21 protein-coding genes are annotated in these 22,612 nt (G+C 41.5%); 9 read left to right on the forward strand and 12 right to left on the reverse strand.

The window, feature by feature from the left end; all coding sequences use genetic code 11:
* Positions 1-7: 7 nt before the first annotated feature.
* Together G6053_RS30145 and G6053_RS30150 are read left to right on the forward strand one after the other, a co-directional pair.
* A complete protein-coding gene (locus G6053_RS30145) occupies positions 8-2,368 on the forward strand; it encodes a GAF domain-containing protein (RefSeq protein WP_165309485.1) in 2,361 nt (786 codons plus the stop codon).
* A 66-nt stretch (positions 2,369-2,434) separates the two neighbouring features.
* Positions 2,435-3,046 (forward strand): trimeric intracellular cation channel family protein, encoded by a 612-nt coding sequence (locus G6053_RS30150; RefSeq protein WP_108635484.1) that lies wholly within the window; start codon positions 2,435-2,437, stop codon positions 3,044-3,046.
* A gap of 55 nt (positions 3,047-3,101) precedes the next feature.
* Here G6053_RS30150 and def read toward each other — a convergent pair whose 3' ends face one another.
* The gene (gene def, locus G6053_RS30155) at positions 3,102-3,683 is read right to left on the reverse strand and encodes a peptide deformylase (RefSeq protein WP_108635483.1); all 582 of its coding nucleotides are present in this window, start codon (positions 3,681-3,683) and stop codon (positions 3,102-3,104) included.
* 261 nt (positions 3,684-3,944) lie between these two features.
* Between def and G6053_RS30160 the strand changes: the two genes are divergently transcribed.
* The 3 genes from G6053_RS30160 (at position 3,945) to miaA (ending at position 6,858) form a co-directional block, all read left to right on the forward strand.
* Positions 3,945-4,724 (forward strand): hypothetical protein, encoded by a 780-nt coding sequence (locus tag G6053_RS30160; RefSeq protein WP_165309486.1) that lies wholly within the window; start codon positions 3,945-3,947, stop codon positions 4,722-4,724.
* A gap of 65 nt (positions 4,725-4,789) precedes the next feature.
* Positions 4,790-5,962: a Gfo/Idh/MocA family oxidoreductase gene (locus G6053_RS30165; RefSeq protein WP_165309487.1), complete on the forward strand. Its 1,173-nt coding sequence runs from the start codon at positions 4,790-4,792 to the stop codon at positions 5,960-5,962.
* Entirely contained in the window at positions 5,959-6,858 is a 900-nt protein-coding gene (miaA, locus tag G6053_RS30170; RefSeq protein ID WP_165309488.1) for a tRNA (adenosine(37)-N6)-dimethylallyltransferase MiaA, read from the forward strand. The genes G6053_RS30165 and miaA overlap by 4 nt, the downstream gene beginning before the upstream one ends.
* A 50-nt stretch (positions 6,859-6,908) precedes the next feature.
* On the opposite strand, the gene G6053_RS30175 is transcribed toward miaA, so the two are convergent.
* From G6053_RS30175 to G6053_RS30225, 11 genes are all read right to left on the reverse strand, one after another.
* Positions 6,909-8,462, reverse strand: coding sequence for an Rne/Rng family ribonuclease (locus tag G6053_RS30175; RefSeq protein ID WP_077436961.1), 1,554 nt, complete (start codon positions 8,460-8,462; stop codon positions 6,909-6,911).
* 176 nt (positions 8,463-8,638) lie between these two features.
* Positions 8,639-8,728, reverse strand: coding sequence for a hypothetical protein (locus tag G6053_RS30875; RefSeq protein ID WP_008506795.1), 90 nt, complete (start codon positions 8,726-8,728; stop codon positions 8,639-8,641).
* A gap of 36 nt (positions 8,729-8,764) precedes the next feature.
* A complete protein-coding gene (locus tag G6053_RS30180; RefSeq protein WP_108635479.1) occupies positions 8,765-9,601 on the reverse strand; it encodes a tetratricopeptide repeat protein in 837 nt (278 codons plus the stop codon).
* A gap of 17 nt (positions 9,602-9,618) precedes the next feature.
* Positions 9,619-9,903, reverse strand: coding sequence for an HU family DNA-binding protein (locus G6053_RS30185; RefSeq protein ID WP_028071165.1), 285 nt, complete (start codon positions 9,901-9,903; stop codon positions 9,619-9,621).
* A 247-nt stretch (positions 9,904-10,150) separates the two neighbouring features.
* Positions 10,151-11,197 (reverse strand): aminotransferase class I/II-fold pyridoxal phosphate-dependent enzyme, encoded by a 1,047-nt coding sequence (locus G6053_RS30190; protein ID WP_165309489.1) that lies wholly within the window; start codon positions 11,195-11,197, stop codon positions 10,151-10,153.
* A gap of 195 nt (positions 11,198-11,392) precedes the next feature.
* Complete coding sequence (locus G6053_RS30195) at positions 11,393-12,388, reverse strand: D-2-hydroxyacid dehydrogenase family protein (protein WP_165309490.1); 996 nt, start codon at positions 12,386-12,388, stop codon at positions 11,393-11,395.
* Between the two features lie 480 nt (positions 12,389-12,868).
* The gene (locus tag G6053_RS30205; RefSeq protein WP_206531840.1) at positions 12,869-13,333 is read right to left on the reverse strand and encodes a hypothetical protein; all 465 of its coding nucleotides are present in this window, start codon (positions 13,331-13,333) and stop codon (positions 12,869-12,871) included.
* Positions 13,334-13,343: 10 nt separating this feature from the next.
* Positions 13,344-13,820 (reverse strand): hypothetical protein, encoded by a 477-nt coding sequence (locus G6053_RS30210; RefSeq protein WP_241254887.1) that lies wholly within the window; start codon positions 13,818-13,820, stop codon positions 13,344-13,346.
* A gap of 140 nt (positions 13,821-13,960) precedes the next feature.
* The gene (locus G6053_RS30215) at positions 13,961-15,091 is read right to left on the reverse strand and encodes an SH3 domain-containing protein (RefSeq protein ID WP_165309492.1); all 1,131 of its coding nucleotides are present in this window, start codon (positions 15,089-15,091) and stop codon (positions 13,961-13,963) included.
* Positions 15,092-15,241: 150 nt separating this feature from the next.
* Entirely contained in the window at positions 15,242-16,024 is a 783-nt protein-coding gene (locus G6053_RS30220) for a CPBP family intramembrane glutamic endopeptidase (protein WP_165309493.1), read from the reverse strand.
* 113 nt (positions 16,025-16,137) lie between these two features.
* Positions 16,138-17,082, reverse strand: coding sequence for a LytTR family DNA-binding domain-containing protein (locus G6053_RS30225; protein WP_165309494.1), 945 nt, complete (start codon positions 17,080-17,082; stop codon positions 16,138-16,140).
* 216 nt (positions 17,083-17,298) lie between these two features.
* Here G6053_RS30225 and G6053_RS30230 point away from each other — a divergent pair, with 216 nt between their 5' ends.
* The 4 genes from G6053_RS30230 (at position 17,299) to G6053_RS30245 (ending at position 22,546) form a co-directional block, all read left to right on the forward strand.
* Positions 17,299-18,633, forward strand: a complete 1,335-nt coding sequence (locus tag G6053_RS30230) for an amidohydrolase family protein (protein ID WP_165309495.1) — start codon at positions 17,299-17,301, stop codon at positions 18,631-18,633.
* A gap of 178 nt (positions 18,634-18,811) precedes the next feature.
* Positions 18,812-19,621 carry a hypothetical protein gene (locus G6053_RS30235; RefSeq protein ID WP_108635468.1) on the forward strand — a complete coding sequence of 270 codons (810 nt, stop codon included), beginning with the start codon at positions 18,812-18,814 and terminating at the stop codon, positions 19,619-19,621.
* On the forward strand, positions 19,621-20,385 hold the full coding sequence (locus tag G6053_RS30240; protein ID WP_165309496.1) for a methyltransferase domain-containing protein: 765 nt from the start codon (positions 19,621-19,623) through the stop codon (positions 20,383-20,385). The genes G6053_RS30235 and G6053_RS30240 overlap by 1 nt, the downstream gene beginning before the upstream one ends.
* A gap of 10 nt (positions 20,386-20,395) precedes the next feature.
* The gene (locus tag G6053_RS30245; RefSeq protein WP_165309497.1) at positions 20,396-22,546 is read left to right on the forward strand and encodes a 7TM diverse intracellular signaling domain-containing protein; all 2,151 of its coding nucleotides are present in this window, start codon (positions 20,396-20,398) and stop codon (positions 22,544-22,546) included.
* The last annotated feature ends 66 nt before the right edge of the window (positions 22,547-22,612 follow it).

Genomic DNA, 22,612 nt, shown 5'->3' on the forward strand with positions numbered 1-22,612 from the left:
TCAATAAATGGAAATAAGGAAAGTACAGCTAACAAAAGGTAAAAACACATTCTATAAGCTCGAAAAAAAACTTCATTTTGAACCTTTCTTTCGATACCTAGAATCCTTTACCGAAAGTGGTATATCTTCTGATGACATGATTCCATTATTTGCCCTGGAGCGAATAAAAGAAATTGAACATGTCAGCGGCAAGCTATGTAAACACAATTTAAGTGCCTATAAAGATATTTTACAGCTCATCTATAGTCTTTCGGTATCGCTTATAGATACAGATCCTAAACGATATTGGGCGCTCGCTACGCCACTTGCAGAAGAAGCGTTTTATGGGACTGATGCCTTTTTTGACCTCTGGAAAAATAGATTGGAGGAACAGGATATCCAAGATCAATTGCAAGATGGAGAGCCCCTAAACAACCAAGAAAAGCTGATATATACGCTTATTTTCGAACGTCTATACGGACTGCCTGCCAAAGAAAATAATACAATTGTTTATCATCATTTAAATGAAAAAGGCGAAATCATCGATTATTATGATCTAACTATAGATTTCAAATTTGTTGATATTAAGCCCAAAAAAGAACTTCCCCAATTCGACCTGAGAAATCTGACCAAAAACACCAATGACGCTTCTTTGTTCAACTGGGATCATGTCATTAATGCAATTAAGCTAGAAGATTTTGAATTATCCGGGTTCACCATGCTCACTGTCAAAAAAAGTAGTCTCGAACATACTATTAAGAGAATACAGTCTATTTTATTGGATCTTGCCACATACAATTACCATCTTTTTTTATCAGATCTGGAGAAAATCATCGCGCCGATCCTAAAGAGTACGGATACAATTTTTAGTCTGTTTCCATTGTTTCAGTTAAATGGCCTGCCTTTTTTTGATTATTCCATTACAAATAAAAGTATTTTAATTTCCGAAGCAAACGCCAGCAATAGCTATACCAACATCAATCCGCAAGTTGCAAACTACCTAAAACACCCGCATCTTATTTTTTATAATACCCTAGATGCCATTAAAAATACGACATCCATTTTTGATGAACGAATCAAGGCGTCCGGGGTCAAGACCTATCTGTGTATTCCATTGATACATAACCATGCCTTGTCCGGGATTATGGAAATTTACAGTCATCAGCTGGATCAATTGGACAATGAAACCATTCAATCCCTCCGCACGCTTGTGCCCCTACTGTCTCAGCTATCCTATGATATCACAGCAGAGTTCAAGAAACGCATTGACGAGATTATTATTAACCGGTTTACAACAATCCAGCCGGCCGTACAATGGAAGTTTAATCATATTGCAGCTCAATATATTCAGGAACTGGAAAACGATGAACAGAACGCCCATATCAAACCTGTTATTTTCGAAGAAGTTTATCCACTTTATGGAGCTATAGATGTAAAGGATTCTACCGTCATCCGCAATGCATCTATTTTAAAGGATTTTAGTTTCAAAGTGAAACAACTGGCTCTTCTCATTGACGAACTATCCAGGGAGGACACACATCAGCTCATTATTGATTTTTCAAAACGGGTAGACCAGATTACCATGTCGCTCGACCAAATCTCCTTTGATGAATCCATGGTCAAGATCATTGAATTCTTCAGAAAAGATGTTCAGCCATTTATCGAGGCAGCGAGAAGAGAATTCTCAACAAAGCACGACATTATCGAACATTATGCCAAGCATTTTTTCACCAATCGTGAAACCGGAGAATTTTATAGAAATGAATTTGAGACCTCATTATGGAAGATAAATCAAATCATCAGTAAGGAACTCAATCATTTCAACAGTTTTATCCAGGGCAATTATCCCTCCTATTTTCAAAAATTCAGGACCGACGGTATCGAATACGATATCTATATAGGAGAATCCATTACACCACAGCAGACCTTTAGCAAAGAATTTATCAATATCTTTAGGCGACAACAGATTATCTCCATGGCCCGTATTGCCCTGAAAGCACATCACGCAAAACAGGATTTACCAATTACCTTGGAGACCACACAGCTTATTTTCATTAACCCACACAGTATTGATATCAGCTTTCGGGAAGACGAGCGTCGATTTGATGTTGAAGGATCATTGAATATCCGTTACGAAATCATCAAAAAAAGAATAGATAAAATACGGGTAAAACGGACCAAGGAAAGGCTCACCCAGGTCAACAAGATTGCCATTGTCTATCTGTCGGATGAGGTGCTAGAAGACCTTAATCTAAGCATACAGGCTATTTATGATATGGGCATCATTGAAAGGACCGTAGAGCACCTCAAACTGGAGGATGTACAAGGAATAGTAGGTTTGAAAGCTATTCGTCTTACAGTAAACCTAAACTATCGGGATTTCTCCTAAATTTGTATAATCTCTCTGGATTTAGTAGAGCGTAAATAAGGGAATTATTTTAATAACAATATTACGATGATAACTGATGCCAACTATTTTTATTTAAGCGATTTGCTTGGCACTTTATTTTTTGCGATATCGGGCACCTTATCCGCAAAGCGTAAGGACATCGATATTTTCGGAGCTGCCTTCTTGGGTTTTGTGACGGCTATTGGCGGCGGATCCATGCGTGACGTATTTCTAAATTTACGCCCCGTTTGGGTAAATGACAGCAATTATCTTATTGCGATATTCTTAGGCATCTTAATTGCCATCATCTTCAATAGGCAGCTCTATGGCTATTATCGAACCCTGACACTTTTTGATGCGATAGGAATCAGTTTCTTCACCATCTTAGGCGTGCAAAAGTCATTGAACTACGAAAGTAACGTCTATGCAGCCATCATCTTTGGTATGTTTACAGCTGTATGCGGGGGAATGATACGCGATATCCTCCTCAATGAGACGCCTTTGATCTTCAAAAAAGAGGTCTATGCTACGGCCTGTTTGGCGGGCGGATTAATTTATATTTTGCTTGTACACCTCAATCTGGATTTGTCCTGGGCAGCTATTATTGCTGCCGGTGTGGTTTTTCTGATTCGAATGACCGCGGTTAAGTATAGGTTATATCTTCCCCGATTGGACTGAGTGATAAGGTTGGAAAGCAATCGCTACAATAAAATAAGAGAAGCGTTAGTTTGGACTAACGCTTTTTCTTTTGCTGTGGAAATTTCATTTTATAGCTCACCCGGATATTGCCTTTGGCAATTGCGTCCAACTTACCCTTTAACATCGTTTTCTTAAGCGTGCTCAATTTGTCTGTAAACAGCTTCCCTTCAAGATGGTCATATTCGTGTTGAACAACACGCGCCGCCAATCCGGTCAGGTCCACTTCGTGCTCCTCAAAATTCTCATCCAAATAATTGATACGAATATTCTTATGACGAAGTACGTCTTCATTAATATCAGGAATACTTAGGCAGCCTTCACCAAAAGCCCATTTTTCACCAGATTCCTCCACCATAATCGGATTGATGAAAACTCTTTTGAAAGATTTGAGCATTTCTTTATTCTCTTCGTCATCTTCTGCAAACGGCGTCGCATCAATAACAAACATACGTATTGGCAATCCAACTTGTGGCGCCGCAATCCCAACACCATGTGCAGCATACATGGTATCAAACATATCATCTATCAATTTCTTTAAATCAGGATAGTCTTCATCTATTTCCTCAGCAACCTTTCTTAATACAGGGTCGCCATACGCCACTATCGGAAGTTTCATATATAAATAATTATTTATAAGTGTCGATTGTCATTGATACAAATGAAGTCGTCGCACTTAGTTTGTTTTTTAAAGTCCTATGAAATATGCTGTATAAATAATATACCACATTTTTTTTCGCTTGCAGCTGCTTAGCCCGCATCGGTGTTATGCTTTTTAAGCATGGATATTTCACAGTACAATCATATTTTGCACAAAGATACGGATAATTATTAAAAGCGAATATTTCGCCAGAACTTCCATAAGAGTTACTTTTGTTTTATGAATCCAGCTTTTAAAGATCTTGTTATTCGGTTCAAAATCGAACTTGAACGTCACCTAGCAGTGCGATTACCCCTGATCGAACTAGATGGATATCTACAAATTGATTCTTCTGAATTAACAAAAAAGATCTTTCTCTATCCCAACGAAAGACGTTTACGGTTTCAGGGCCCCGAAGAGGGCATTCATATAGACGAGGATATATTAGCACAAAAATTCGACCTCATTGTTCAGCGCATCGTTGCCAAATGGAAGAATAATCGTCGTATTTACGCACGGAAAACAATCGTTGCTCGGATTGATAAAAAAGTAAGTCAGCAGTTCCTCGTGGAACATCACTTACAAACTCCACTCCCGGGAAAATACAGATACGGACTATATGAGCAGGGCGAACTCGTGTCCATAGCTGTTTTTTCCGGAGGGCGCCGTATGAACGATAAAAATGACGAATACCGTTCTTTTGAGTTATTGCGCTTTTGCAATAAATCTGGCTATAACGTGATTGGCGGGCTAAGCAAGTTAATCAAGGCTTTTTCGAAAGACTTTTCCCCGGGGGATATTATGACGTATACCGACAGGGACTGGAATCAGCATTCTTCCTTAGAAAAAATCGGCTTTACGATAAAAGAAATTACAGCTCCGATCACCTTCTGGATTGCGGGAGCGCATAGATATACTTATCGTAACGAAGAAGAGCTAAGTGTATTAATGGATCAGGCTCCACTTGGCTTTCAAAAGGAAAACATGGGAAGCATCAAGATGATTTTGTATATAAAATAAGCTAAATTGTGTATATTGTACACTGTAATAATTTGAAAAATAAATAATCAAAAAATAATAACGTTATGAAGAGAAAACTTCGCATGGGTATGGTCGGAGGCGGAAACGACGCCTTTATTGGTGCTGTACACCGCATTGCCGCTTTTATGGATGGAAAGATTGAATTGGTTTGTGGCGCATTTAGCATTGATCCACAGATTTCAAAACAGTCTGGAGAAGACTTATTTGTAGCTCCTGAGCGTGTCTATCTCAACTACGAAGAGATGATCGAGAAAGAATCGTTGCTTCCTGAGGGGGAGCGTATGGATTTTGTAACGATCGTTACTCCAAACTTTCTACATTTTGCTCCAGCTAAATTAGCTTTGGAAAAAGGCTTCGATGTTGTTGTTGAAAAACCAATGACTGTATCTGTTGAAGAAGCAAAAGAATTACAGGAGACTGTAGAGCGTACGGGCCGTACATTATGTTTGACACATACCTATTCAGGTTATCCGATGGTAAAGCAGGCCAAAGCAATGGTAAAAGAAGGCCACTTTGGTAAAATAAGAAAAATTGTTGTTGAATATCCACAGGGCTGGTTGAGCCGTTTAACTGAACGCGAGGGCAATGCTGGCGCGGCTTGGCGCGCGGATCCAAAACGCTCGGGCAAGTCGTTGGTCATGGGTGATATCGGTACACACGTAGCTCATCTTGCGGAATATGTGTCGGGATTAAAAATCGAAGAGTTATGTGCTGATTTAACAACATTTGTTGAAGGCCGATTATTGGATGATGATGGCTCCGTATTATTGCGTTTCCAAAACGGTGCCAAAGGCGTATTAATGGCATCACAAATCTCGGCAGGAGAAGAGAACGCTGTTCGTATACGTATTTATGGCGAAAAAGGCGGATTGGAATGGGCCAACGAAGACCCGAACAACCTGATCGTCAAAATGCTTGATCAACCTCGCCAGCTGTACCGTACAGGAAATGCATACGCTGCGCCTTATACATTGAGCTCGTTTGCAACCCATAATACACGTGTTCCTGCTGGCCACCCAGAAGGGCTATTGGAATCTTTTGCTAATATCTATCGCAACTTTGCAGCAACAGTTACCGCAAAACGTGAAGGAAGAACTCCAACCGCTGAAGAACAAGACTTTCCAACAGTTTATGACGGGGTCAGAGGTATGGCCTTCATCGATACTGTCGTAAAAAATAATGAAGGAACAGAAAAATGGACTAAATTTGTTCTGTGATAGACAGACTAAAACCTATACTTTCTCTTTTGGAACAACAATCTGTTCCAAAAGAGAAAGTTATCGTTATCCTAGGCCCCACAGCCTCCGGCAAGACCAAACTGGCAGTACAACTCGCCCAACAAATTGATGCCGAAATTATCAGTGCCGATTCCCGTCAAATTTACCGACGCATGGATATTGGAACTGGAAAAGACCTTACTGAATACCAAGGCATTCCATACCATCTCATCGATATACAAGAACCGGGAGCAAAATACAATCTTGGAAATTTTATTGCGGACTTCCATCAAGCCCATCAGTCCATTTTAAAAAAGGGCAAGCACACGATCCTCTGCGGTGGAACGGGCTTATATTTGCAGAGCGTTATCCAACAGACCCCCTATGCACTAATTCCGAGTATAACGGGGTTCAAAGAGTCTCTCGCCGGAAAGACAGCGCCTGAATTGATGGAACGGCTAAGCACCTATGCATGTCCATTGGATTTTCAGATAGACCATTCCACGAATAAACGTATTATCCGCGCCATCGAGATACTGGAATTTCTCCAACAGAACCCCGAGTTCAAACCCAAACAGCAAGCTTCAGAAGCTCTTGTCATTGGATTAAATCCACCATTAGAAAAAAGACGGGAAAGTATCAGTAAACGATTGAATGAGCGAATCAAAAGCGGATTTCTACAAGAAGTCGAACAATTACTGACCGAGGGAGTTTCTCATGATCAGCTGCAATATTATGGTTTAGAGTACAAGTATGCCTCCTTATATCTCCTTGGGCAAGTGGATTACACGACCTTCTTCACCAAACTGGAAACGGAAATACACCGGTATGCCAAACGTCAAATGACCTACTTCCGAAAAATGGAAAAGGATGGGATCAAGATTCATTGGATATAAACAAAAAAGGGCTAGTATGACTACTAACCCTTTTCGTTAATCTCTTTCTATTATAACTTGATTTCCTCGTCTTTCGCATTGAAAAAGTGGAATTCAGTTAGATAATATGACGTCATTGGATTTACTTTAATCCATTTACCGTACTTCATAAACCATTTCATTCTTTTAGAAATCAGACCAGACTTAATGTAGGCGTCTATGTACGGGTGAACACATAAGGTCACCTTTTTCTCATTCTGTTCTTGAAGAATAAAACTCAAATTATTTTCAATATCATCCATTAGGACAATACTTGATCGGATTTCTCCTGTACCATCACAAGCCGGACATTTCTCGTTTGTGACAATATTCATTTCAGGTCTTACACGCTGGCGGGTGATCTGCACCAGACCAAATTTACTTGGTGGCAAAATCGTATGCCTCGCCCTATCCGACACCATACATTCTTTTAAGAATGTATACAACTCTTTTCGGTGATTGGGCTTATGCATATCAATGAAATCGATGACTACAATTCCCCCCATATCACGCAGGCGCAGTTGCCGCGCAATTTCCTTTGCTGCTTCCATATTGACCAGCAATGCATTATCCTCCTGATTCTCCTTATTGGCAGAACGGTTACCACTATTGACATCGATTACATGCAGGGCTTCGGTATGCTCAATAACGAGATACGCGCCGCCGGGCAAAGTAACAGTCTTGCCAAAAGCTGCCTTGATTTGCTTTTCAACTCCGAAATGGTCGAAAATTGGTTCTTTATGTTTGTAAAGTTTTACAATTTTCTCCAGATCCGGAGATATATCGTGTATATATGATTTTGTTTCTTCGAAGATCGAAGGATCATTAACATAAATATGCGAGAACTCATCCGTTAGGATATCCCGTAGAATAGTGGATGCGCGATCCATTTCGCCGAGAACCTTTTGTGGTGGTTCAGCATTTCGAAGACGTTTGGTAAATAGCTCCCATTTTGAGATCAGGTCCAATAAGTCACGTTGCAGTTCTTCGACACCCTTTCCTTCGGAGACTGTACGGATGATTACACCAAAATTAGCTGGTTTAATACCTTCGACAATCTTTTTGAGGCGGTTGCGTTCGTTACTGCCTTTGATACGCTTGGAAATGGAAACAGTACTTGAGAAAGGCACCAAAACGACAAAACGACCTGCAATTGATAGGTCTGAGCTCAGACGAGGTCCTTTTGTTGAGATGGGTTCTTTGGCGATTTGTACTGGCACGAGCATATTTTTGCTCAAGACATCAGAGATCTTACCAGCTTTATCGATATCCTTTTCAAGTTTTAAACTATTGAGCAGTTTCTCTTGATAACTGCCATTCTTTACGATACGCGTAAGCTTAAGCAAAGATTGAACTTGGGGACCCAAATCTAAATAATGTAGAAAAGCGTCCTTTTCGTAGCCTACATCTACGAAAGCCGCATTTAGCCCCGGCATAATTCGCTTAATCCGTCCGAGATAGATATCCCCAACGGCAAAATTGTTATTTGCGGGCTCACGGTTAAGTTCAACGAGCTGCTTGTCCTGTAGTAAAGCAATAGTTACCCCTTTATCAGGAGTTGAATCGATAATTAATTCCTTTACCAAAAGCTACTCATTTTTGATACCTATGCGATATCCTATCGCAATTTTCGGTATCCGATTAAACATTTAAAGAACGTTGTTACGAAAAAAACAATCTACACATCCATAAAGACATGTAGATCGTTTCGTAAAGCTATCTCAGCAAAATGGGCCAAGATGTTTAAAAGCTCATCACAAGATTATTTTTTCTTGTGTCTATTTTTTCTTAAACGTTTTTTACGTTTGTGAGTAGCCATCTTGTGTCTTTTTCTTTTTTTTCCGCTTGGCATAGCTAAATTTTTTAATGATTATAAATAATAAATTAATTACTTGCTCAATTCCGCAATCTTGCGATCAATGAATTGTGATAGGGATGGATCAGCAGCCAGCTCTTTACTTTTTTGAAAAGCAGTGACGGCCTCTTTTTTCATCCCAATATTTTCATAGCCTGTGGCTAAGTAAAAGTATGACTCTGCATCGGGCTTCTGATCGATAACGGTCTTAAAACGCTCGATGGCTTTGTCAAACTGACGGGACTGTAATGAAAACAATCCCAAAGTTTTATTCGCTTCTAAGTTTTTAGGATCAGCAGCAACAACTTCCCGTAATAAAGCAATACCTGCCATTGGGTTGTTTGTCCCTGATACCATTGCGGCACCTAATCCTGTCTTTGCATCCAGACTACTTGAATTCGCTTTTAGCGCTGCCTCATATGCATGAATTGCATTTTGATTGAGTGCTTGGGCTAAAGTAGAATCTTGCAAATTCGTATAAGCAGCACGATAAGCATTACCGGCTTTCAACCAATATTCAAATTGAGGGGAAACCTTTGCCATTTCCTCATACACAAATGCCTGAGGGGCTGGTTTTGCGACGTCGTCCCACTTATCTGCCAACTGTTGCAACAGCTTTACCTTATCTTCACCAGAAGCTTTTGCAACTTGGGCCTCAATATCGGAAATTTCTTTGACTAAACTAGCATCTAAACCTTGTTTTGTCATCGAAGAGATATTTTCCAAGTTTACTTCATTGGAAGGTTTCGATTCAGATGCTGCAGCAGTTTGTTTTTCTTTGTCCACCAAACCTTTAATAGGCTGCGCAAATAGCACAGCAACCAAGGCTACAACTGCTCCTATGACTATTATTTGTTTGGTATTTGCCATTTTAATCTATTTTAAGATTATTTATTGCCATTTTTTACTTTCTCAACGAAAATCTTAGCTGGCTTGAAGCTAGGGACAAAATGCTCCGGAATAATGATTGCTGTATTTTTTGAAATGTTTCTTGCAGTCTTCTCAGCTCTTTTTTTGACTACGAAGCTACCAAAACCTCTTACATATACATTTTCTCCTCCGATCATTGCGTTTTTGACAACTTTGAAGAACGCCTCTACGGTCTCTTGAACATCTACCTTCTCTAAGCCAGTTTTGTTAGAGATTTCTGCAATAATTTCTGCTTTAGTCATATCTATTTTACTGTAATTATTTATTTTTCAACCCTTAAGCCAACTAATGTTTGGGGATGCAAAAGTATTGTTTTAAAATGAGGAATGGAAATTATTTAAACACTTTTTTGATAAATAACCTTCCAAAAGCCAAACATTTACAATCAATTAACGCCATTTCACATCCAACAAATGCTGAAATAAATCTCAAAAATAAAAACAATTTCCTAATTTACAACAAGTTGATTCATTGGATGTCATAGAAAATTCAAGATATGCCAATTGCATGACTAATACGGTCCAAATCTTCGGATGTATGATGTGCATTGACCACAATCCTATTCAATAAGGGATCCGTAGGGAGCGGATAAGGGAAACTCGAGACCAGTATACCGGCTTCCATCAGCCTTGCATATAGGCTGGTATCCTTGGACGAAAAGACTGGGAAATTAGCCATGCTATTTAAATATCCCTCAGAAAGTGATTCGAAATAACGAATATTTGCCTGCAATTTTTCAAATTGTTTACGATAGATGTGTTCCCCATTTAAAAAAGCAAAGAGGCTCGCGGGGGAACTGGGAGAGGCCCCCGTATAAAAATTTGATTTCTTGAGCTGTTCAATCCGTTTCGCGCTGGCCAAGATCAGTCCTGCATCTGTCGCCAAACCCTTTGCTAAGGAGGCAACAACAATCAATTCTATATTTTCCCCTAGAAAATCACGGTCAGCGATCGAAATGCCATTTTCACGCAGTACACCTATACCGTGAGAATCATCCAGGATCAAGGTAACTTTCTTCATTGCCGAAACGTTCTTAAAAATCGAGAAGTCATATCGTTCTGGAGTCATATTATCCAAGCTATTGCTCACGATAACAAAAGAGGCCGCTTTGGATTGATTGATATACTCGACAGTTCGCAGACTCCAGTCCCTAAAATCGCCCGTTACAGCAGGGTTTATGTCAAGCCACAAGGAGGGATGGCAGGCCGGGGCATAAAGCAGTTCTCCCTCCATTGATAACATTTTGACAACAAATTGGGTCGCCAAATAGCCGCTAGACAGCAATAAACCAGCTCCAAAACCAAACCGCATGGCCGCATATTGTTCAGCTTGATCAAATATAGCCTGCTGAACATTATTATTGCGCGAAGTCCCGTTATTAACACCATACTGTCGCACTCCCTCAATAAAAAGTTCGGCATATGCTTTATCCGTTGCCAGCCCCAGATAGGAGGTTCCCCCAAAAAAGAGGTATTCCTTTTCATCCAGATATATGGACCGCCCGGTGGGCTGATCAAGTTTTGTGAAATTTTTCATTTTAACCATGGAGCCCTACTACATGCAGGGTATTGTAATCAATAATACGCATTTGGTTTGGCCTATCAAATTGTAACAGAAACATTCGTCCCTAATCCTCAGCTCCACTTATGACCAAAGAGTAACATTGTAGGAGGCTTTTAATTGCTTCATTTGCCAATGAACGAAGAGTCAATTGGTGCTCCAGAAAGTTCGTTAATTGCTCTGACCGGTCGATCTGGGGTAAGCTGTAAGTACTTCTGGATTGGCGATATGCTGTGGTGTTCCTTGTGCGAAAGCGACAATATTTTCAAATGCCAACCTAAACAGCTTTTCGTATCCATCCTCTTCCACGTAGCCCAAATGCGGAGAACAGATGACATTTGGCATTTGCAACAATGGATAATTGGGATCCGTGATCGGTTCGGACTCATAGACATCCAGAGCAGCGGCGCCTGGAGTTCCACTTTCCAGAGCCTTCAGAAGCGCACCTTGTTCCACCAGTTCCGCCCGCGAAGTATTTACAAATAGTGCTGACGGCTTCATGGACCTTAGATCCTCCAATTTTACGATACCCCGGGTTTCTGGCACCAATCGTAGGTGCAGGGTTACCACATCCGCAAAATGGAAGAAATCTGATTTACTGGATGCTGCTAAGAATCCATCCCTCACAGCCTCTTCCCTTGAACATTCGCTGCCCCAAACGATCACTTCCGCGCCAAAGGCTTTGGCGTATTGGGCGATCAGCCGACCTATTTTACCGTAGCCCCATATCCCCATTGTTTTTCCTGCCACGGACTGACCAATATTCGTCTGCCATTGCCCTTTTTGCATCGCTGCAATCGCTTGCGGCAGTTTCCGCAAAGCATTCATAATTAATAACCAGGTCAGTTCGGCGGGAGCAGTTGGGGATCCCGTACTTTCTGCAACAGCAACCTGATAAAAGCTACAGGTCGTCAGATCAAGATGATTGGAAATTTTTCCGGTTTGGCTGATGAGCCGAAGGTTTGGCAGCTTACTGAGCAGCTCGGCAGAGATTTTCGTTCGTTCCCTGATCAGCACCAACGCTTCTGTGTTTTTAAGTTTTTCCGCCAATTCATGGGGATCTGTATAGGATTGTTTCAATATCTGAACATCATGACCATCAAGTATTTTGAAACAATCCAACTGTCGGACAGCATCTTGATAGTCATCTAAAATGGTAATTCGCATCTTTCTGTGACTTAATTTACACCGTTCATTTATGATGACCGGTTTTCATTTCGAACATTAATTTACAGCATAAAATCGGAATACTACATTTCGTCATGATTTTTTGACATTTCATCCACTCTTTTTCGTAGGAGCAATTGTTTGCGTCCGTAGACCAGACGCTGGATGCTTTGTCGCCACAATTATCCCCCAAAGATTTTTTCAGGATCAACCGAAGTTCCATTGTGCAATTTAATGCTATAAAAAACGTCGCTGTGCATTCCAATGCCAGATTGAAAGTGTACCTCAAGCACTACGAGTCTGACGATTTGATTGTTTCGAGAGAGAAAGTTGCCGCTTTCAAAAGTTGGATAAATCAGTAACCGAAGGCTGACCTCACCCATTTATTCATGAGGCGCTGTAATCAGGCAGAGAAAATCCCCGAATCATCTTCTTTTTGATCGCTGAGCAATCGGACAGATAACTTGAAGGCGGAAGAAGTTACATGTTGAGCCTATAGTTCAGCGGAATACTGAATCTCAGAGACACTGCAAATCCCTTCATTAGCCGATAATCCGCTTTGTCTTTGATGGAAAAACCATGTCCAAAATCAATATCCAAAAGTGTTGCCAGACTGACACCAAGTTTTGGGGTAAAGGTATAAGGCGTCACTTCCGCACGTACAAATGGAGTCAACACATACGTTTGTGGATAATATGTAATGGCCCCTTCTGGAATAACCGCAAATTTCTTTTGAGTCCAGGTAAAGTTGGCTGTGGCATCTGCCCGCAAGATATTATCACCTAAAAATGGAAATGCAAAATAAGCGCCTGTTTTTATGATACTCTCTTTTTGGAATTGATAACTCAGCGTAGGACCGATCAAATGATCCTGTGCTGCTGCCTTTTTTCCAAAAGCAAGCAAAATAATCATACAGCCTATCCAAAGTATACTTCTATTTTGCATAATCCGTCATTTAATAAAGATGAAAATTCAGCGGTATATTCACCCCTACAGACACCGTAAAACCATCTATCGGCCTAAAATTCTTCTTTGTGTTGTAATCAAATCCATAGCCTATACCCAAGTCGACGATTGAGAATAAACTTGCTCCAACTTTTGGAGTGATGGTATAAGGGGTCAGTTCGGCCTTAACAAATGGGAACAGGACAAAGTCATTTAGATAATAGGTAAAGCCCACCTCGGGAATAACTGTCGTTTTGTTGTCCATCCAGCTGAAATTTGCACCGGCGTCGATTTTCATGTACTGAAAGTCGTTCGGTGCAAATAGGCCCCAACCAGAAACTTTTAGAAAATTGCCGCTTTGGTACTGGTATCCCGCTGAAGGCCCCCAGATCCAGCTGTTATGCTCCCGCCAAGGCCTATTTTGGGCCTTTACCAGAAAGAATGAACAACATAGCGCAGCAAATAACAGTAGTGTTTTTAGTTTCATCCAGCTAAATTACAAACTATAATCTATTTTATGGAATACAACAGGTGCGTCCCAAAATAGTTTTACTTAAAACAGAAAAATAGTGTCCATGCAGCCTGATACTCGCAAATTGAATCGGCAAAACACCTTTTTGGCACCGCTTAAGGTTTAAGCAACTTGATTCTAATAAACTGAGACCTTTCACTCAAGCTTCCTTCCTCGCCCCAATAACCATTTACATGGTTGGCGGCGGTATAGATGTACCCATCTTTACCCCAGAACATCAGTTCCTCTTTCCATGTCGGCATCCATTCTTTAAAACTTACTGAAATCATCGGGATCACCTTTCCCTGTTTCACGTGGAAGACTTGCAGGTCACCCGTTGATTCATAGGGATCAGCATGCAACGTCATCAAATATTTTTTATCCGCGGAAAAGAAAGGATAATCGCCGCATTCCACAATAAGATGACCATCCTGCCGATCAAAAAGGCGTACATCAGCACTTTCCCAATAGTTGCCCGCTATGGCAAAAGCATTCAGAAAATCGTAATGCCCCATGTACGAATAGCTAGATTCCAGCTCATTATCTATATCCTTATCTGTAAAAGTCAGTTTTTTCCCGTTTGCCAGCGGCAGTTCCAAAATCTTTCCGTTTTTGGTATAGGACAGCGTATCTTTGATCAAATAATTTTCTACCGTATTTCGGGCGGCCAAAAACGTTTGTTCATCTATTAATTCCACAAAAAGATATTTATCCAATGGATGCCCTTTTTCATAATAGCTTTCTTTTCCGTTTACGGTCTGTGAGACAATAATATTTAAATCCTTGGGCGATATTGTTATTTTATCCTGTTTGCCCAATTTAGATTTCGCCACATATACTTTTTCCCATTGTGTTACATCATTGGCTTCACCGTTAGCCCCTTTATAATCCCTTTGAATACGATCCATCACTGCAATCCACTCACCTTCCTCACCGATCACGTCCAGTTTTGTTCCAAAAGGATATTTTCCAAGCGCCGGAGCATTTTCATCTGCCCCCTGACGCAAAACCACGCCAGCACGGTCGATCACATATAGATTTTTCAAGACCTTTGTCTGATCATAGTTGATCGGCAAGGGCGGAAATTTCTCCGCTATCGCGGTATCTTTGATCGCACTCACACCCATTTGCACCGAATCCTCCTTCCGGATAGCTTTCTTTTTTGCTCCGTCACCACAGCTTGACATTCCCATCAAAATAGTGCTTCCGACAAGCATATACACGGGTAAAAATAACAGTCTTTTCATATAGGTGAAGATAGCGATTCCCGTGCCGAAAAAAAATACTGGTATTCAGGGGTTCTCTTCTATTGCTATAAATTCGGAAATGCCCATAAACCGAACCTACCGATATCGGGCAAAAGCCAATGTAAACTCCCGGAACTTCGCTTCCGAATTTTATACCTTGCGCCAGAGTGTCTTTCGGTTTACCCGGAGACCGTTATGGCTATTCTTGGCTCTGATTACTGTCAATACGATCATCAGAGCGATCGTCAAAAAGCGGAAGATATTAGCATACCAGTTGCCTGCAGCATTTTCGTCAACATTAAATAGCACCCAGGCCAGATTCATCAATATATGTAGGGCTACCGGAACCCAAACATTAAACTTCCACTCAGTATATAACCAGGCAAACAATACCGATCCCAAAAATGTTATCATAAAAATGAGAACCAATTCCATCGGATCCTGGCTTTGATATAGATGCAGTAAGGCAAATACCAACGATGTTGCCAGAATAGCGGGAATAAACCCAAGGCGTGTATAGCGGTAAACAAGACCAAAAAAATAAGCCCTAAAGATGAGTTCTTCAAACAATCCTGCAGAGAAGGTATTAATGACCAATGAATTGAAATCGGGTTCCCTGATCAAAGAAAACCTAAATGCATAACCGATAAACATCGGAAGTGTTGCCAACGCGGCGATACCTATCCCCAATGCAGGAGACCCATTTACCCCAAATTTAGACACCAATGTGTCCTGATCTTTAGGCTTGAGCAAAAGTGCCCCCAAGAGCAAAGGCAGCAGGCTGAGAATATAGGTTACCATGTGGGCCAAGGCCCTGTTGTGAATAAAGCCGATTATCCAGGACTGAACGGAGGAAAAAAATGCCTGATCTAAGCCAAAGTAAATCCCGAAGAAGAAAAACAAAACAAGCAAGTTGAAATTTGTATGATTCATATTTTTTTGGGACAAAACTATATGGCAATGACAGGACTGACAAAAATATGTGGCGGTTCGCCAGATTTAGGGACGAATGGTACCGGTTATCCCAGGGAGCCAATTGAACCGCATCATTTCAATAAGTAGGCTCTTACAGCCGGGAGCATCGATCGCGATACCAGTGCATATTCGTCCCTGTCAGCGAAACGCAACAGAAAGCCTTTTGCATTGCCCTCCTTGACCAGAATCTTGTCGAAATTAACCAGATATGACCTATGGCAACGGTGTATGTTCGCATCTGTCAATTGCTCCGCCAACTTTCCCAAAGTGATCCGGATAATCTCTTTTTTGGCTATTTTATTTTCGTAAAAATAGACCTCACAATAATTATCCATGGATTTGGCAAATATAAAATCCTGTCGGCCAAAACATAAAAGCTGGCTCCCATTAGCAAGACAAACAACAGTGCTGTTATCAGAAACCACGGCATGCTGATCCGGTAAGCTCGCCAATAGTGGAGCAGCCGGGGTATGAGCGCCGAGGTTCGATATACGCTGCGCCGGTAAACTCACTCGTATCGGCAAAACTTGCCTCTGGGCGAAAGGGACCGATACAGACTCCGTCGGTTTACCCCGATCCGTTTTTATGAGTGTTAAAAAATAAATCAGTCCGATGGGTACATAGAGCGACAGGGTATAAAGTCCCATATACAGCAAGTTGATCCATTGCATGGACACCCGGCTCACAATACAGCTATTGTATAAAAAATTCAATATTGTCGCTGCTACGTATACCAATAGCATACGCAGGAATTCTTTTTTTACCGTCCATTTCTTTCTGTTGGCCAATAAGGCGGAAGCGAATAGATAAGATAAGGCGAAAATGCCCCCATAGCCCATCAATAGTATATATTTCCCTGAATCTTCAAAATTGTAGGTACCAAAAGGCTGAAAAATGATTAAAAAAAGATAACAGGATCCTCCGAGCAAAAAAGCATACCGCAGCGAGGTCCGGAGTGAAAATATTTCCGGAATGACCTGTTGGTGCCGCCCTAGCCATCGCGTTAAATTGATCATAATCAGTAACAAATTTACTAAAAATTTAGCGCTGATTATAGCACTTTTTGATCGTACAGAGGCACTTAGCGACTAATTATGGCGAAATATTATTACACTATAATAAAGAAATATCCAAATTATATTTAACTTAGGGAATAGTTCATTAAACATGTCTTTTATATGGTTTGATGACTGTAGTCATAGTATTATTTAAACACATTATATTTAATAATTATGCGTTTACGTCATGTACTTACCTTCTTTATCTGTGCTTGCAGCACCCATGTTTTAACAGCACAGCAGAAACAGATCCTTTTGGAAAATGTCAAACTCATAGATTATAAAAACCAGAGCCTTAGCGGTCTGAAACACGTTCTGATCAACGGCAACACGATTCAAACGATCAGTGCTGCGCCCATTAAAACCACAGGAGCCGAAATTGTAAAGATAGATGCCAAAGGCAAAACATTACTGCCCGGCTTGATTGATGCCCATGTGCATTTGGTCTTTGGGGCACTTACAATGCCACAGATGATGACAAACGACCTTTCTGAGGAATTTCTGGTAAACAAGGTTGGCCAATCAGCGCAGAAAATGCTCATGCGTGGATTTACGAGTGTGCGCGATGTGGGTGGACCGATATTTCCATTGAAGGCTGCGATTGACAAAGGTAAACTAATCGGCCCCAGGATCTGGCCTTCCGGAGCTACAATAAGCCAAACTGCGGGGCATGGTGATTTTAGGACGCCAGAGGAAAAATCGCGCAGATTCTTCGGCATTGTTTCACGGGCCGAAAGATATGGAGCCACTTTTATAGCCGACGGACGCGATGAGGTACTGACAGCCGTCAGAGAAAATTTACGGTTCGGCGCCAGTCAGATCAAACTGATGGCTGGCGGAGGCACCTCTTCGGCGTATGACCCTGTGGATGTTACGCAATATACCCTGGATGAGATGAAGGCGGCGGTCGAAGCAGCGGAAGATTGGGGCACTTATGTTACCGTACACGCTTATACCCCCAGGGCGATACGCCGGGCGGTCGAAGCAGGGGTAAAGTGCATCGAACACGGACAGCTATTGGATGAGGAAACGCTGCAACTTCTTGCAGAGAAAAATATCTGGCTCAGCTTACAAAATTTGGTCGAAGACACACCTGATATGGATCCGCAAAGGCGAATAAAACGCAAGCCCGTTATCGAAGGACAGGAAAAAGTATGGCCTTTGGCCAAGAAACACGGTGTTAAGCTCGCCTGGGGAACCGACTTCCTTTTTGAACCAGACCTGAATGAGCTGCAAAATTCATTCATCCTCCGTCTTCAAAAATGGTTTACGAATGCTGAGATTATTAAAATGGTTACCCAGGACAATGCGGAGCTGTTACAGATTTCGGGTTTACGGAGCCCATATCCCGGCAAACTAGGCGTGATCGAAGAGGGAGCCTTGGCCGACATGCTATTGGTCAATGGCGATCCGCTCCGGGACCTGGCACTACTGGCCGATCCGGACAAAAATTTTCTCCTTATTGTCAAAGACGGACAAATTTATAAGAATAGTTTACAAAAACGTTGACAGTTCATTCCAGGCTGGTTCCGATCTCTATTAATATAATTGATTTTATGGATAGAACCGGCCTTACATATATTTTTGTAAAAGGCAGATCATAAAGGTGTTTATTTATCAAAGCTTTAAACACCTTTTGCTTTTTATTGATTAGTTTTGTGTTTCAACGATAAATTAAAGCATTTCGGTGGCATTATTATTCAACGATGGACGTCCGGTAGTTAGATTGAGAGCATTTCGTGCTATCGACGATCCTAAGACCTGTGAACGTTTTATAGAAGGGCACGCCCATGTCTTGACAGCGATAGGTGTCAAGAAAGTTACTTCGTCCAAGAACGAATGGATGTACAATCCGGCGTCATTCGTCCTTATTGTAGAATCTCTTGATGGTGAGAAGGTATATGGAGGTGTTCGCATACATGCCGCCGGCGGAAGTGAGCCATTGCCGATAGAACAGGCTACAGGTGCCATGGATGCACGGATTTACGATTTAGTATACGACTACGCCTTACACGGTACCGGCGAAGGCTGCGGGCTATGGAACTCGCGGGAGATCGCGGGCTATGGAATCGGGAGTATTTTCCTCACCAGGGCTGGAGCAGCCATCAGTACACAGATCGGAATCAAATCGTTATTTGCACTGTGTGCTCCATATACGGTAAAACTGGCGGAAAGTGTGGGTTACCGCATAGATACCAGCGTTGGTAACAATGGTACTTTTTACTATCCCAAATTAGACTTAGTGGCGACAGTCATGATCATGAGAAATCTGGATACGTTGACTGAAGCCGATCAGGAAAATAAGGAAGCTATTTTCTCCCTCCGAAACAATTCCAATATTGTCCGGATAGAAACCCTGCGAAATAAAGAAATTGAAATTCACTATCAAATAGACATCCCCAACCTAGACCGTTGGGATCTTGAAGAGGTCATAAAAAATTTGCAGCACACATCGGCAGATCTCAAAACAGATCAACGTAATCTAAATATTTTGTAATGGACACTAAACACTATGGCGCCGGTTATTTACAGGATACCGGAGACTTTCTCAAGCAATTAAAAATACAATCCTATTCTCCTTTCACTACGATCAAAGAGGGGCTCCTTGCCGATTTGGGTTGCGGTACCGGAATGGATGCTATTAACCTGGCCAATATGCTGGGAAGCGAAGTACAGGTGATCGGTGTAGACCATGATGCGAAATTGATTGATCATGCGAAAGCAGGTAGCGACGGAATCAGCAATGTTAATTTCGTTCAGGGTGAGGTATATCAGCTCGATTTCGAAGATGAGGAGGTTTCCGGAGTACGGATGGAACGTCTTGTCCAGCATTTGACTGATCCACAAAAGATGTTTCGTGAGGTATATCGCATATTGGGCAAGGGCCAACCTGTGGTTATCGTTGAGACCATCTGGAATAGCCTGACTTTCTACACCCAGCATGTAAGCATAGAAGCCAAGATCTGCCATTATTTGACCGAAGAGAAAGTCAACAACGGCTGGGCGGGCAATAAGCTGACAACAGACCTCCTTAAGAATGGATTTCAAGATGTTCAACTGCAAACTTTCTGCATGGTGACACGTTCTAAAGAAGAAGCCAACCGCTATCTGTTTTTAGACAGCATCCTCTTGGAGATGTTCGAAAAGGGCAAATTGAGCCAAGCAGAATTTGAGGAATTCCAACAAACACTGAAACAATTGGATGAAACCGGCTGTTTTTTAGTGTCAATGAATCTGGTCATCGCCCTGGCAAAAAAATAGCCTCCTAAAAATGAAGTGCTGGTTTTCCCTGATCTGTCTGTATATTCTCGCATGCCTCCCGTCACGAGCACAGCTCACTGTTGACCATCCCGGACAACGGCTACTGATCGGTCATCAGCTGGAGCGTTATACCGGGCCCGGGAACCCCGCATTTTCAACCATTTTATCTTCATCGGACTTTCAACCCCTAAATAGTGCAGTTCCAAACTTAGGCATCTCATCTGACGCCGTCTGGTTTCGCCTCCCTATAAAAAATAGCAGCGAACAAGATTTATATTTTCTATTAGAAATTGCCTATCCGTTATTGGATGAAGTTGAATTATATAGCCCGTCCGGGAATGGCTCTTACCAATCGATCAAACTTGGGGAACATCAAAATTTTTCCATACGAAAATATAAAGTTCCGAACTATGTATTTGACATTCATCTGCCCAGACGGGCTGAAAAGACCTTTTTCATTCGTATTAAAAGTACCGAGCAGATTATATTACCCATCTACCTGAGTAGCGAGCGACAATTTGTGACGCAGATGAATAACGATAGCCTCATTAGTGGTATCTATATCGGAATAGTACTCATTATGGTGATATATAATCTCTTTCTATTTTTCTCCGTAAGGGATAGGGGGTACCTTTATTACGTTTTATATGTCCTCTGTGCCGGTGTCACCCAAATGGGCATCAAAGGTTATAGTTTTCAGTATCTATGGCCTTCCTGGCCTTACTTTGCAACCAAAGGCCCCATGATATTTGGTTGTCTATCGGGGCTTAGTGCGCTTTTATTTGCAGATTCATTTCTCCAATTAAAGAAAAATGCACCGCGATCAAGACGGATAATCATCATTTTTATTATTTTGTTTGCCATTGGTACCATCCTGGCGCTAGCCAGTTTAACGCAATCCGCATTTTTTGTGATGCAGGTGACCACTGGAGCTGGCTCTTTATTTGTTCTCTACTTATCCTATCGCATTATGATAAGCGGCTATAAACCAGCAAAATACTTTGTTTATGGATGGACTGTTTTACTCCTAGGATCCGTTGTGTTTTTATTAAAAGACTACGGAATATTAGACTATAATAACTTTACAAGCAACGCTGTGCAGATTGCCTCCGTAATCGAAATGGCTTTGCTATCCTTTGGTCTGGCCTACAGCATCAATATACTTAAGCAGGAAAAGGAAGAATCTAGGCTACGAGAATTAGCGATCTCTTTAGAAAACGAGCGGCTCATCCGTGAACAGAATATGGTGCTGGAGCAAAAGGTCAGTGAACGAACACATGAACTAAAAGAATCCAATGCGTCATTGCAAATGACACTGACACATCTGAAAGAAGCCCAGTCACAATTGGTTGAAGCCGAAAAAATGGCCTCGTTGGGACAGTTGACCGCAGGAGTCGCACACGAAATCAACAATCCAATCAACTTCGTCACCTCGAATGTAGCCCCCCTGAAAAGAGATATCAGGATGATCTGGGACACGTTGGACGAAGTCGAACGTATTGCTTTTGCACCGGAGCTTTCTGATGATGAGAAACAATTACAGATCAAAAAATTCAAGGATGATCTGGACATTGACTATCTGAAGACGGAAGTCGATTTTCTATTGAAAGGAATGCATGATGGAGCCCATCGTACCGCTGAAATAGTAAAAAGTTTACGTATCTTCTCACGTGTCGATGAGGACACATTAAAATTTGCCGATATCAACGAGGGCATAGCGTCCACGATGGTGATACTGAACAGCTTGATCAATAATACGATTGAGGTCGAAAAAAAATATGGCGACCTGCCGATGGTAGAATGCCATGCAGGGAAACTGAACCAGGTATTTCTGAATATTATAACGAATGCACTGTATGCCATCAACAAAAAATTCGGTGATAACGGAGGGGGGAAATTAGGGATAGAAACTGGACTTGCTGCGGATCTGTCCAGTGTTTTTGTTAAAATAGCAGACAATGGCATCGGTATTCCAAAAAATATTCAGGAACGTATTTTTGAACCTTTTTTCACGACAAAGGACGTCGGCGAGGGGACAGGGTTAGGGATGTCCATCGCCTATAATACCATTGCCAAGCATCATGGTAGGATTATTGTAGAATCAGAAGTAGGAGAGGGAACAGTCTTCACGCTACAAATCCCCATACAACAAAAGAATTGACGTAAAAGTAAACCCAATGAGTTCGATAAATTATGATTAATTTCGGTCATTTTGGGAAAATAAACC

This window comes from Sphingobacterium sp. DR205 (genome assembly GCF_011064245.1).
GTDB classification, from domain to species: Bacteria; Bacteroidota; Bacteroidia; order Sphingobacteriales; family Sphingobacteriaceae; genus Sphingobacterium; species Sphingobacterium athyrii.